The 12,678-nt window shown below is 66.9% G+C and carries 8 protein-coding genes and 2 pseudogenes; 5 read left to right on the top strand and 5 right to left on the bottom strand.

Annotated features, from left to right (window positions below):
- Positions 1 to 8 precede the first annotated feature (8 nt).
- From ACLQ24_RS20540 to ACLQ24_RS20530, 3 genes are all read left to right on the top strand, one after another.
- On the top strand, positions 9 to 986 hold the full coding sequence (locus ACLQ24_RS20540; protein WP_425893329.1) for an NAD-dependent epimerase/dehydratase family protein: 978 nt from the start codon (positions 9 to 11) through the stop codon (positions 984 to 986).
- Between the two features lie 76 nt (positions 987 to 1,062).
- Positions 1,063 to 2,286, top strand: coding sequence for an LCP family protein (locus tag ACLQ24_RS20535; protein ID WP_425893328.1), 1,224 nt, complete (start codon positions 1,063 to 1,065; stop codon positions 2,284 to 2,286).
- 182 nt (positions 2,287 to 2,468) lie between these two features.
- Positions 2,469 to 3,728 (top strand): LCP family protein, encoded by a 1,260-nt coding sequence (locus ACLQ24_RS20530; RefSeq protein ID WP_425893327.1) that lies wholly within the window; start codon positions 2,469 to 2,471, stop codon positions 3,726 to 3,728.
- A 25-nt stretch (positions 3,729 to 3,753) separates the two neighbouring features.
- Here ACLQ24_RS20530 and ACLQ24_RS20525 read toward each other — a convergent pair.
- Positions 3,754 to 3,972, bottom strand: a pseudogene (locus tag ACLQ24_RS20525) (IS5 family transposase); the annotation flags it as partial.
- 272 nt (positions 3,973 to 4,244) lie between these two features.
- Positions 4,245 to 9,089, bottom strand: a complete 4,845-nt coding sequence (locus ACLQ24_RS20520; RefSeq protein WP_425893326.1) for a toxin glutamine deamidase domain-containing protein — start codon at positions 9,087 to 9,089, stop codon at positions 4,245 to 4,247.
- Position 9,090: 1 nt separating this feature from the next.
- Between ACLQ24_RS20520 and ACLQ24_RS20515 the strand changes: the two are divergent.
- A pseudogene (locus ACLQ24_RS20515) lies at positions 9,091 to 9,420 on the top strand (tyrosine-type recombinase/integrase); the annotation flags it as partial.
- Positions 9,421 to 9,565: 145 nt separating this feature from the next.
- Here the strand turns inward: ACLQ24_RS20515 and ACLQ24_RS20510 are convergent.
- The gene (locus ACLQ24_RS20510; RefSeq protein WP_425893325.1) at positions 9,566 to 9,838 is read right to left on the bottom strand and encodes a hypothetical protein; all 273 of its coding nucleotides are present in this window, start codon (positions 9,836 to 9,838) and stop codon (positions 9,566 to 9,568) included.
- 3 nt (positions 9,839 to 9,841) lie between these two features.
- The gene (locus ACLQ24_RS20505) at positions 9,842 to 10,216 is read right to left on the bottom strand and encodes a hypothetical protein (protein ID WP_425893324.1); all 375 of its coding nucleotides are present in this window, start codon (positions 10,214 to 10,216) and stop codon (positions 9,842 to 9,844) included.
- Positions 10,217 to 10,326: 110 nt separating this feature from the next.
- Between ACLQ24_RS20505 and ACLQ24_RS20500 the strand changes: the two genes are divergently transcribed.
- Positions 10,327 to 11,739 (top strand): helix-turn-helix domain-containing protein, encoded by a 1,413-nt coding sequence (locus ACLQ24_RS20500; protein ID WP_425893323.1) that lies wholly within the window; start codon positions 10,327 to 10,329, stop codon positions 11,737 to 11,739.
- A 3-nt stretch (positions 11,740 to 11,742) separates the two neighbouring features.
- On the opposite strand, the gene ACLQ24_RS20495 is transcribed toward ACLQ24_RS20500, so the two are convergent.
- Positions 11,743 to 12,309 carry an NUDIX hydrolase gene (locus ACLQ24_RS20495; protein ID WP_425893322.1) on the bottom strand — a complete coding sequence of 189 codons (567 nt, stop codon included), beginning with the start codon at positions 12,307 to 12,309 and terminating at the stop codon, positions 11,743 to 11,745.
- Positions 12,310 to 12,678: the final 369 nt, after the last annotated feature.

The raw sequence follows: 12,678 nt of genomic DNA, 5'->3' as shown, positions 1-12,678 counted from the left end.
TGACCGGCATGAAGGTTGCTGAGCGCTTCGGTTCCGGTCACCGCGTTCTCGTCACCGGCGGCGCCGGTTTCGTCCCGTCGCACCTGGTCGACTCCCTGATCGCCCGGGGCTGCACGGTGGTGGCCCTGGACAACTTCGTCACCGGGTCCAAGGAGAACGTCGCGCACCTGCTGGACCGGCCAACCTTCACCCTGGTCGAGGCGGACATCTCCGACGGCCTGCCGACGCACCACCCGGCGCTGGCCGAGCGCTTCGACGCGATTCTGCACATGGCCTCGCCGGCCAGCCCCACCGACTTCGCCCAACTGCCGGTGGAGATCCTCCGGGTCGGCTCGGTGGGCACCCTGCACCTGCTGGACCGCGCGGTCGCCGACGGCGCCCGGTTCCTGATGGCCTCCACCTCCGAGGCGTACGGGGACCCGAAGGAGCACCCGCAGCGCGAGACCTACTGGGGCAACGTCAACCCGATCGGTGTGCGCAGCGTCTACGACGAGGCGAAGCGCTTCTCCGAGGCGGCCACCATGGCGTACCACCGGTACCGGGGCCTGGACGCCGCGATCGTGCGGATCTTCAACACGTACGGCCCGCGGATGCGCCCGGACGACGGCCGCGCCATCCCCACCTTCATCTCCCAGGCGCTGCGCGGCGAGCCGATCACCGTGCACGGCACGGGCAACCAGACCCGGTCGATCTGCTTCGTCGAGGACCTGGTGCGGGGCATCCTGCTGCTGCTCGACTCGACCGAGACCGGCCCGGTCAACTGCGGCACCGAACACGAGATGTCCATGCGTCAACTCGCCGAGTTGATCGTGTCGCTCTCCGACAGCAGCTCGCAGGTGACATACATCACGCGCAGTGCCGACGACCCGGAGATGCGCCGCCCCGATCTGACTCTCGCCCGTGAACTGCTCGGATACGAGCCGAGCGTGGCGCCCGAAGACGGCCTGCGACGCACGATCGAGTACTTCCGGGCGCGGCTAGGGTAACCAGCTCGCGGCGGGCCGCCGATCGCTGAGTGTCGCCTGAGGGCGGTACTGGCCCTCGCTACGTACCCTGATCTACATGTCAGCGACCCCTGCCGGCTTTCCCCACCCGCATCTGCACCGCAGCGCCGGGCGCGCCTCGGTGCCCGGCCCCGACCGGGGCGCCTCCGGACGTGCGCGTCCGGCAGAGGCGCACTGGTATCCGTCGTACGGTGAACAGCAGCCCGGCCCGGGCGGACCGTCGGGGCCGACGGGACCTGACGGGCCCGGCGGGGCCGGCGGGCCGGGACGGAGTGGCCCCCAGCCGAGGTGGGGCCGGATCGGCCTGGTGGCCGGGATCGCGGTGCTGGTGTTGGCGCTGCTCGGCGGCCTGGGGGCGTGGCTGTACGCGCGCAACCTCAACAACGATCTGGCCCGCACCGACCCGTTCGCGGAAATCACCGGCGGTCGACCGGCGAAGCCCGTCGACGGCGCGTTGAACATCCTGCTGGTCGGCAGCGACTCCCGGGACCCGGACGCGCCGGTCGACTCCAAGAGCCAGTGGCGGGCCGACACCATCATCGTGATGCACATCCCGGCCGACCACCAGCAGGCGTACCTGGTCTCCATCCCGCGCGACCTGTACGTGCCGATCCCGGAGAGCGCTGGCGCGGACTGCGGCTCCGGCCAGCGGGCGAAGATCAACGCGGCGTTCGCCTTCGGTGGTCTGCCGCTGGCGGTCCGTACCGTGGAGTGCTTCACCGACGTACGGATCGACCACGTGATGGCGATCGACTTCGGCGGCTTCAAGGAGGTCACCGACGCCCTCGGCGGGGTGGACCTGAAGGTGGAGCGGACGATTACCTCGATCCACAAGCCGTACCGGACGTTCACCAAGGGCACCAACCACATGGACGGCGCCGAGGCGCTGGACTGGATCCGGCAGCGTAAGCAGTTCCCGGACGGTGACTTCGCGCGGATGCGGCACCAGCAGGAGTTCCTGCGGGCGCTGATGGACAAGGCGGCGAGCACCGGCACCCTGGCGAACCCGAAGAAGCTCAACGACTTCCTCAAGTCGGTGACCGCGGCGGTGACCGTCGACCAGGACTTCTCGTTAACCGATATGGCGGTGCAGTTCCGCAACCTGCGAGGTGAGAACCTCACGTTCCTGACCAGCCCGAACTCGGGCAGCGACACGATCAACGGCGAGTCGGTGGTGGTTTCCAACCGGGAGAAGGCGCTGGCGATGTACCGGGCCGTGTCGACGGACACCATGGCGGACTGGGTGAAGGCCAACCCGCCGAAGAACACCGACGGCGGCTGAGCGCCGGGGCGGTACGGGCGGTCGGCCGGACGCGAGACGGACTCACCGTTTCGGCCATCGAGTGGAGCCGATCGCCCGGTTGACGGAGCCTGTCGTCCCGATCGAGTGCAGATGAACTCGCAAAGTCGAATTGATGTCCGTACAGTGGTGCCGCCCCCTCCTGATCACGAACTGGAGCACGAATGCCGGTTCAGGCCAGCCGTCGCCCTCCGTCCACCAGGTCCGCCGCGCCGAGCGGCCGGATCGCCGCGTCCATACCGGTGCAGCCAGGCCCCTCGGGCGGTGGTCCGGGCGGTCGCCCGCCGGGTGGCGGCGACAGCCGGACAGGCGGCAAAGGGCCGGCGAAGAAGCGCCCCCGGCGCAAGGATCCGCTCTGGGCCCGCCTGACCGTGATCTTCGGCGCGGTGCTGATGCTCAGCAGCGGGGTGGCCATCGTCGGCACGAAGGCGCTGATCGGTCAGGCCACCGGCGACATCGCCCAGCGCAACCTGCTCGGTGACGCCAGCAAGTCCGACGCCGAGGGTGGCGCGAGCCTGGACGGCCCGATCGACATGCTGCTGCTCGGCGTGGACGCCCGGGAGCGGTGGGCCGCCGACGACGTCCGGTCGGACAGCATCATCATCCTGCACATCCCGGCCTCGCACGACCAGGCGTACCTGATCTCGATCCCCCGGGACACCGAGGCGCAGATCCCGCCCTTCAAGAAGAGCGGCTTCGCCGGCGGCACCGACAAGATCAACGCCGCGTTCCAGGCCGGTGCCCGCAACGGTGGCGGCTGGGAGGGTGGCGCCCAGCTGATGGCCCAGACGATCAAGCGCCTCACCGGAGTCAGCTTCGACGGCGCGGCGATCATCAACTTCGGTGGCTTCAAGAACGTCATCGACACGCTGGGCACGGTCAAGATCTGCGTCAGCCACGAGGTCAAGTCGAAGCACATGTCGTTCGTCGACGGCAAGCCGATGTGGAACGCCGACGCCAAGAAGACCGGCAAGTCGATGACCCCGGTGGTGCACAAGAAGGGCTGCCAGGAGATGGAGGGCTGGGCCGCCCTCGACTACGCCCGGCAGCGCTACGGCCTCCCCGGCGGCGACTACGACCGGCAGCAGAACCAGCAGCAACTGATCAAGGCGATGGCCCGCAAGGCCACCAACGGCGGCATGCTGACCAACCCGGCCAAGCTGAACCAGTTGATCAAGGCAGCCGGCAAGGCCTTCGTCCTGGACACCGGCGGCGTACCGATCGAGAACTTCATCCTCACCATGCGTGGGGTCACCGCGAACGAGCTGACCATGTTGAAGACCAACAACGGCAGCTTCAACGGCAACGGCAACAACCGTGAGGCGTTGAACGCGGAGACGATGCAGATGTTCGAGGCGGTCAAGCAGGACAAGCTCGCCGAGTTCGTCTTCAACCACCCCGAGGTGATCTCCGGCCGCAAGTGACGGCCGGGAGAGTTCGCCGGTCAGCTCGGTGATCTGCTCGCGTAGCCGGTCGGCGTCCTGGCGTCAGGGCGGTGCCGTGCAGCGCCACGTCCTGCTTGAACCCGGCGTCGACCCGGGCGCGGTTCACCGTCGGTGTGTGCGCGACGACCTTGTCGAGCAGCCGGATGCCGATCGCGTTGTCGGTGACCGACGCCGCGGTCACCACGACCGCGATGACCAGCCCAACGCGTCCACGGCCACGGCCAAACCCCGCTTACTGACGTCACTGGGATACCGCTTTCGATCACCCATGACCGGGCTGACGCCGCAGCCGCCCGACAGTCACGACCAAGACTCACATCCCACAAATCGACCAGTAGCTATCCATAGCGGACCTGCCGGAAGGCCTCCAACCCGACGCAACGCACAGATCAGATCAAGCAGCTGCGGACCGCCCTCTGATGCAGGGCTGGCCTAGCCTCGCGTCGAGGCGGAGTCGGATCCTTGATCGACTTTGCTCGATGCGTTTGGGTGTGGTCAGCACTCCATGACCTCTGCGGCGAGTTCCTCAAGAGCGCCGCTGTTCTTCTCCATGGCGGGGACGCGTTGGAGGTCGGCGATCGCCTGGACCCAGTGTCCTTTCTCATCGCTGGTGAGTCGGCCTTTGTGTTGATTAATATAGGTGGCCGCGGTGGTGAATTCTCCTTTCTTGATGTCCCTGATGACGTTCAGAACGGAGATGGTGATGCCGGTGGTACCGACCGTAGTGACCATGGCGGCCAGTTGTGTGGCGGTGAGGCCGGCCTCGGGGTCGGAGTTGAGTTGTCCGCGGGCTTCGAGGTTACCCACGGCGGTGAGCAGGGTGGTGGGCCGGTCCGCGGGGTCGGCGAGGGCGTAGTCGAAGACAATGTCGGCGTGACCCCTGGCGCCGAACTCGAGCACGGGCGCGTAGCGGGCGAGATCGGGCTGGTCGGGCACCCGTTCGATCATTTGCCGCACGCGGTTGAGGTTGTCGCGGATCTGCTGGGTTGACCAGCGCTGGCGTGCGGTGGTGAACACGTCGCGTGCGGCGGTGAGATTGGGTGCCCAGATCAGCTCACCGAGGGTGTCCTCGACCCGCGCGACCGCCGGCGTGCGATGGGCGAGTGTGACGGCCTGACTCAGGAGATCCCGGGTGATCTGGGCAAACGTGCTTCTCGAGGTGTCAGGGTGGTCCTCCTGGCTGGACGGGCTGGCCGTCCAGTAGGTATCCAGCCCGATACTGACGTTGTTGGGCTTCCTCGTGGTGGTGTGCACGATCGCGGCACCGTATCGCCGCGTCACAGTGACCAACGCATCGGTGACCCTGGTCCGGCTGACAACCACCGGCAGCTGCCCACGCTGAGCGAGCTGCTCGAGAAGATAGTTCAGAGCGGCAACATCCGAAACGAGCGGTTCCGTGTTCAGACGCGGAGCCCAGAGCATGACCACCGGATCATCGCCGTCGGCCATCTCACCCAACCGCGTAATCAACGCCTGCCGCGCCACCTCCTCAGACAGGCGAGAAGCAGCGACCACATCGAGCACATACACGTTCGGGTGCTCGACCCTGACCCCGCCGAGCAACCGCACCGACCAACTCGGCGCACCCACCGCCTCAACGACCGTATCCGCCGACACCGCAACGGCCTCCACAGGCGGCTGCGGGAAGTCGTGCGACAGGGGAACCAGCGACAACCCGACCGTGTTCGAAGGCAGTTTCGCCAACTGACCCGTCTGCGGGTCGACAACGGCGGCGCCGTGTTCGTCACGGATGCCAACAAGAACATGACCGATCCGACGCGGCTGACGCACCACTACAAATGCCCGCGAACCGGGCGCGGCAGCCCGCAGCGCCTGCACCGCCGCCTCGATGCTCGGAACGTTGTACAGCAACTCCTGACCATCAGGAAGCCCCAACACCTGCTGCTGATAGTTCAACAGGTCATCGCCGGTCAACGGCTCGGTGGTGGCCGCCTCGTAGACGACCTCCTGCTCCGGGTCCCGCAACGACATATCCATCGATATTGCCGCGATGATGCAGTTGGTGGCGTACTCGCCACCCTTGACATAGCCCGGATTGATTGCGCCCAGCCAACCATACCGTTCACGCAGCAACTCAGCCGTGTAGTCAGACGACACCTCCCGCGTCTGCACGCCGACGCGAGCCGACCCGAAGCGTTGCGAGCGGATATCCGACAACTGTCGTACGCCGTTCAGTACTTCGGAGTGTTGTGGCGCCGATGGTCCTAGCCACAGCAGGGCAATGCGGCTGTCTCTCGCTGCCTCAGCGCTTTGCGCAGGGTCAGGACTTGCACTAGCGCCATTGCCCCTGCTCCTATGTTGAACAGTGATCAACGAACTATTCAGACCGGCGCCCTTAAAATAGCCGCGCGCAGATTCCTTGAGAGCATTGGCGAGAGCCGCCGCCCGCTGTGCTCCCTCATCGCCTATTCCGCCGCCCTCGACATAAACGGTCGCCGCTGACCCACTGGCGACCGTTCGCTGCACGATCCTGCGGGCAGCCTGATCAATAACGGCATGGTGTTCTTTCGTCAGCTCATGCTTGCGTTTCTTGAAGGAAAACGAGGCTGCCACCGCCTGATCGTCGCCCACCGCAGCCGAGAATACTGCTGCGGACCGAACAATCTGACGAACATTCTCCTCCAAGGCGACAAGGTCGCGCTCAACATCTTCTAATTCGCCTCGCGGTTTCACTCCATGGTAGCGCAGCTCCAGCAGGATAAGGCGATCACCGTTTTTGGCGAGCTGAACCCTGCTAACGTGCGTGCGAATCGTGAAGACATTGTTATGAGTGATCTCTGGGTTCGTCGGCGAATGTTTGAGAAGTGCGTTGTCGAGCAGCGCACCCAAACGATAGTCGACACCCGATGTCGACATCATTCGGTCAAGGAGGTTGCCGCCTCCGGTTTCGCGCAGGTACGTGCGAATTCCTGGGATAGCGTCCAGTGCATGCGCGACGAGAACGGCTCTGAGGTTCTCCGCATTCGCCTGCACCCAGTTATCTGTACGTGACGAGAGTAGATCCCGACAGGCCGCCAGGGAGGTTCGAGAAGATGCCAGTAGCTGATTTTTAACCAATCCGCGCCATCCATGGTGTCGGTCGACGCACTCCATGACTGGTGCGAGAACATGCGTGTAAATAAGAACCGACAGGCCGCGAATCTCCATAATTTCTAGAGCTAGCGAGGAGTTGGGGTGCCGGCTACCGCTGGTCGCGTCGAGTGCGAGTGCCTCCGACCGGTAGAGCCCCAACACCTTGTCGGCGAAAATTAGCGCCTGCTCGGCCAGTTCTTTGATGTTTGGATTCCATGTGTGCTGAAGAGCGTATTGGAGTAGCGGATAAACGCCTTCTAGCGGAACGCCTGCGGTGTACTGCATATACATGCCGGCGACCGGCCTGCCGGAATTGATGACAGGTCCGTCGAGGCGATGGCGCTCCAGGAAATCGTGCACGTCGCTTTGGAAGCCGTCACCCTTGCCGAACAAGCCCCCCAGCGAGCATCCTGGTCCCGCACTTGTCACTCGTTGCAGCGTTCGCGTGAAGTCGCGCCACACCTCTTTGCGCGGCCGATGGCCGGTCTCGTTGTCAAGGATGTTGTACGGCTTGGACACCAACTCCAGGATAGTTTCACCTCGATATGTATCGAGGTGAACCTCCAGATTGCGCGAGGTTGCAATTCTGCGTAAGCGATTCTCTAATCCCTGCGCCGGGAGGGTGGTGCGGATTGGTAGTTCCGCTTCGAAGCCCACGGCGCCGGCGCGGCGATCGGGTGACAACACGGTGAGCGGGTGCTCGTTCGGGATTCTGATGTTCTCGGTGAGCGGCAGGAAGGCAACTTCAGTGATCACCTTCGGGGGGCGGGCGAGGGTGCCCCGCTGACCGTCGAGGAAGCTGACGCCGTACGCGTTGTGCACCACGTTGAACGCGTGCGATACGCCCGCGTTCTCGCCGCGGACCAGCACGAGGCCACGGGCCCCCTGCGAGGAGGCAGTCATCACGTGCCGGACGGCTTCGAGGTCACCGAATGAGTAGACTCGGCTTTCACCGTCGGGCAAGCCGAGCGTCTGCGCCTGATAAGTCGCCAGGTACGTCTCCGGTAGTCCTTGCTCTTCTGGCTCGCTGGTGATGTCCACGCCGCTGGCCTGATTGCCGGGGTCGCCGACTACGGACAGCGAGATGTCGACGGCGATCGAGGTGATGACGCAGTTCAGCGTGAAGGCATCCATCGTCGAGTTCGCCTTCCGCTCAGGATTGACCTTCGCCAGCCAGGGGTACGCCAAAGCGACCTCTTGCGCCGTGGCATCCGACAAGGTTGTCCAGAACGACTCGGTACCGTCCCGAGTGGCGTTGCCGAGAATCCCGGTCGTTGCGTGTTCTTGATCGGTATCGGCATGTTTGGCGTTGACGATGCGGGCCAATTCCGCCGCTGCGCCGTACGGCCGCTGCTTGACCGGTGCCGAGGACCTTTGGGTGTGCTTGGCTGCCAGGTCAGCGAGCCCTTCGCCGCTGAACATCACCGGGGTCAGGGTGAGCCCGGTCAGGTGCCGGGGTAGGGTCGCGGCTTCGACGCCGTGGGGAGTGCGGTGAAGGAGCGCGACGCCGTCGGGTGCGCGGACGGCGAGGATGTCGGTGACTTCGCCGCGGTCCGCCGGAACGTGCATCAGGACGCCTTGTTCGGGTGCCAGCTTCGTCAGCACGCGCATCAGGCCGATGATCCCGCCCTCCAAGGTGCGGGTGGCCTCGCCGGTCGGCACGGTGGACAGCTTGAGGCCGGCGTAGCGGGCATTGATAACCGGCTGGGCCAGGCCCACCTCGAGCCGATCGCCGGCCAACCGCAGCTGGCTGGGCATCACCGGGCCCGCAAGGACCCGGCCCAGGTCGGGAGCCGCACCCGCGACGGTCGCGGCAGCATGATCGGCGACGAGGTGCGAGGCGGGCAGGACGAGGACATGCTCGATGGTGGCCGGTGAGGCGACCTCTCCCTGAGCGTCAATCGGCACCACCCGGTCGTTCTGGGGATCGGCCAGGACGGTGCCGGGAACCAGGACCGGCAGACGCAGCGCGTCCGCCCGGTCTTGCGCCTCTTGCCGGGAAAGCTCTGCCGCGACTGGCGCCGGCGGCGCCTGCACCATCCGGGCGATGACGCCCAGCGGCTGAGCCGACAACGCCTCCAACACTGTGGAATCGGCCGTCGCGGATCCCACGTGGATTATGTGCATGCCCGGCACCGGCCTGGCCTCGAGCACGTCGGCCGGCACCGCGCCGGGCTCCTGACGAAGGAAAAGGCCGGACGGCACCCACGTGCTGAGAAACTCGGGACAGTTCACCGCGATGGCCACCTGCATCCACCTCACCCCCTCGTTGAATAGCACCGAGCATGCCATCCGACCGCCGGCGGGTCCGCCAGCGCACCGCCACTCCACACGTGAGAAACGGGGAGGTCGCGACCGTTGGGACGCCCGCTGCGCCCGTGCCGGAGTTCGGAAGATCACTGTGCACGATGCCCGGCGTACCTGCGCGACCCTGCTCGTCGACCTGGACGTGCACCCGCGCGTCATCATGCAGGTGCTCCGGCACGCCGAGGTGTCGGTGACGATGGAGATCTATTCGCAGGCGTCCTCGGACGCCACCCGCGATGCCCTCAAGCGCCTGGGCGAGAGCCTGCGGTGACCTGCTGCTGTACTTCACTGCTGTACAGAAGCACCAGAGGGCACACCCATGGATCGGATGTGCCCTCTGACCTCTGTCGGGGTGGCCGGATTCGAACCGACGACCTCTTCGTCCCGAACTGGCGGCGAGCAGGTCGGATCGGGTGTCATCCGAGGTCGTCCGGCCTGCTGGGGTCGCGCTGGGTCGGGTTCGGCGGGTGGGGTTGCTGTACTTCGCTGCTGTACTGCTCGTCGACGAGGAACTGCCGGAAGTGGGTGCGCATCCCCAGCCAGTGACGGTGTTCGTCGCAGGGGTGGAGTCGGCCGCACCGGCACAGACTGAGGGTCGACTCGGCGTGCTTGGTCAGCAGGATGTCGGCGTGGTCGACCTGGGCTTGGGCGTACTCGCGGAAGGCGGCCGAGGTGTAGAGGGCTCCCATCGGTCACCGCCCCGACTCGGGGGTGTGGCGGTGGAGCCAGAGGGCTTCGGCGACGGCGTCTCTGGGGTCGATGTCGCCGGACGCCAGGCGCTCGCGGGTGACGGCGATCCAGGGCGGCGAGGCGGGAGTGACTTCGCCGCAGGCGGTTCGCATCCCCTCCTGGGCGAGCTGGGCGAGTCGGCAGGGGTCGCGTTGGTTCGTGTGCCAGCAGCCGGCGATCACGCAGAAGCCGAAGCTGTCAGGCCGGTGGGCCTCCCAGAGGGCGCGGGCCAGTCGCCACAGGAGGCGGTGCTGGCAGTCGGCGGGCGGTTCCAGGGGCGGGTTCTCGACATCGAAGGACACGCGCCGACGATCCCGTCCGCCAGCAGCCCGTTCCATGACCAGCGGTCATGTCACGGTGACATGGGACGACTCGACCAGTACGAATGGTCGCCCTAGGCTGTCGGCCTGAAACCTTGAGTAGTTGGAATGCGACGCTGGGAGCTGCCATGCTGCCCGATCCACTGCGAATACCGGAGGATGCGTGGTCGCACGGGGAGGTATTGGCCGCCCTGGCCGCCCGCGACATCGGCGGGCTGTTCCGCTGGATCACGAGTATCACCGGGGCGAGTCAGAGCCGGATCGGGGCCGCCGTCGGGCTGGAACAGGGCTACGTCAGCCGGATCATGGCCGGACGCAAGGTCACCTCGATCGACGTCCTGGAGCGGATCGCCGACGGCTGCCGGATGCCCGACCAGGCGCGGACCACGATGGGCCTGGCACCCCGACAGGCAGCACCACCGGCCGGCTCCGGCCGGCGTATCCCCAGCGAGCCGACGTTTCACCGGACCTGGCAGGAGGACGTACGCAGTGCCGCAGAGCTTTGGGGAGGTGACGTGAACCGTCGAGACGTACTCCGGCAGGTGGCTTTCAGTTCCGCCGGCTACACGCTGCCGGCGCTGCGCTGGTTCACCGCCCCCGACCCGGCCCCGGTCACCCAACCCGGACGCAGCGCGGTCGGTCAACCCGAGATTGACACCATCCGGGCGATGACGGCGACCTACCGCCAGTTGGACAACCAGTACGGCGGTGGGCACGCCCGCGACACCGTCGCCCGCTACCTCCATCAGGAGGTGACCCCGCTGCTCACCGACGGCCGGTACGACCATCCCACCGGCCAGCGGCTGCTCAGTGCCGCCGCCGAACTGGCCCAACTCGCCGGCTGGCAGGCGTACGACACGGCCGAGCACGGCATCGCGCAGCGGTACCTGACCCTCGCCCTGGACTTCGCCCACGCTGCCGGGGACGACGGCCTCGGCGCGGAGATCCTCGCCGCGATGAGCCACCAGGCCACCTACCTCGGCCACACCGCCACCGGCCTCGACCTGGCCCGCGCCGCCGGCCAAACCGCCCGCCGCGCCGGGATCCCCGTCCTGACCGCCGAAGCGCACGTCATGGAAGCCCACGCCCTGGCCAAGGCCAACGACGAACGGGCCTGCGCCGCCGCCCTGCACCAGGCAGAGCAAGCCCTCGACCGGGCCGACCGCAGCACCGACCCGCAATGGCTCAGCTACTTCGACGAGGCATACCTGTCGGCCAAGTTCGGCCACTGCTTCCACGCCCTCGGACGCAACACCCACGCCGAACGCTTCGCCGCCCGATCCCTGCGCATGGACAACCGCTACGTACGCGGCAGAACCTTCAACCTCGCCCTACTCGCCAGCGTCCACGCACAACAGGGCGAACCCGACCGGGCCTGCGCCATCGGCGCGGAAGCCCTGACGCTGACTGCCCAGCTCCGCTCCGCCAGGGCCGTCCGCTACCTTCGCGACCTGCAAACCCAGCTCGCCCCGCACCGGCGGCTACCCGCCGTCCGGCACTTCACCGGCCGCATCGACGCCACCCTCGGCCCTCGACGCTGACCGTCACAGCTCTCCCCGGGCCTTGCGCGCGACCAGCTCCAGCACCGCGATCACTGTGCCGGCACCGACGATCTCACCCCGGGACACCAGCCCGTACGCCTCGTCGAGCGGAATCCACGCGACCTGCTCCGCCTCGTTCACGTCCACGGGTGTGCCGATGTGCTCGGCCTGCCGGGCCAGGAACAGCAGGTTCTCAGCGTCGGCAGTGCCGACCCACGGTTGGAAGGACAGCAACGGCTCCACCGACTGGGGCCGCCAGCCGGTCTCCTCCTCGACCTCCCGCACGGCGCACTGCGCCGGGTGCTCGTCGTCGTCGACGTAACCGCCGGGCAGCTCCCACACCCACCGGTCGAACACGAACCGATGCCGCCGCATCAACAGCAGCCGTTCCTGATCGTCGAGCACGGCGACCATGGCCGACCGGGGAGCCCGAATCACGTACTGCTCGAAGCGCACCCCGTCCGGCAACTCCACCTCGGCGACGCTCAGCCGCGCCCGCCGGGTGTCGTCCACCACCCGCTCGCCGTGGATGGTCCACCGGGTCAACTCCGTCGCCTGCTCCTCCACCACCCCGCCAGTATCCGCGCCGAACCCTCACCACGCGCCGCAGGCAACGCCTCCTGGGCGCACTGCTCGGACCGCCGCCCATCCGACAAACACCCCCACCGACCCCCGTCGGGGGATGCGGTTTCAGGTTGTCGCCGCTGCCAACCGGCCGCGATCCGCGTCGGCGAGCAGGCGTCGGCCGTCGTCGAGTCCTCCTCGGAACCGACCTTGATCGGAGTTTGCGCTGCCTTCTCGATGCCTCGGCCCCGCCTGCAATCCATCGGCCCCTTTCAAGGAAGAAAACCATGGCCCCTGGCGGGGCCACCCACAGGTGGGTGAAACTCGGTCGGCGGTGTCGCTCGCCGTCGCCGGTTGTGCTTGGTGCCCTCGCGG

Origin of the sequence: Micromonospora sp. DT4, assembly GCF_049841675.1 — a bacterium.
In the GTDB taxonomy this organism is placed as follows: Bacteria; Actinomycetota; Actinomycetes; order Mycobacteriales; family Micromonosporaceae; genus Micromonospora.
The sequence above is the reverse complement of the archived record's forward strand: the minus strand, read 5'-3'. Positions and strand labels throughout refer to the sequence as shown.

Bases quoted from the DNA above. Each gene is read 5' to 3' on its own strand.
- ACLQ24_RS20540 (WP_425893329.1), top strand. From the start codon at position 9: ATGAAGGTTGCTGAGCGCTTCGGTTCCGGTCACCGCGTTCTCGTCACC.
- ACLQ24_RS20505 (WP_425893324.1), bottom strand. From the start codon at position 10,216: ATGGAACGGGCTGCTGGCGGACGGGATCGTCGGCGCGTGTCCTTCGAT.
- ACLQ24_RS20530 (WP_425893327.1), top strand. From the start codon at position 2,469: ATGCCGGTTCAGGCCAGCCGTCGCCCTCCGTCCACCAGGTCCGCCGCG.
- ACLQ24_RS20535 (WP_425893328.1), top strand. From the start codon at position 1,063: ATGTCAGCGACCCCTGCCGGCTTTCCCCACCCGCATCTGCACCGCAGC.
- ACLQ24_RS20500 (WP_425893323.1), top strand. From the start codon at position 10,327: ATGCTGCCCGATCCACTGCGAATACCGGAGGATGCGTGGTCGCACGGG.
- ACLQ24_RS20510 (WP_425893325.1), bottom strand. From the start codon at position 9,838: ATGGGAGCCCTCTACACCTCGGCCGCCTTCCGCGAGTACGCCCAAGCC.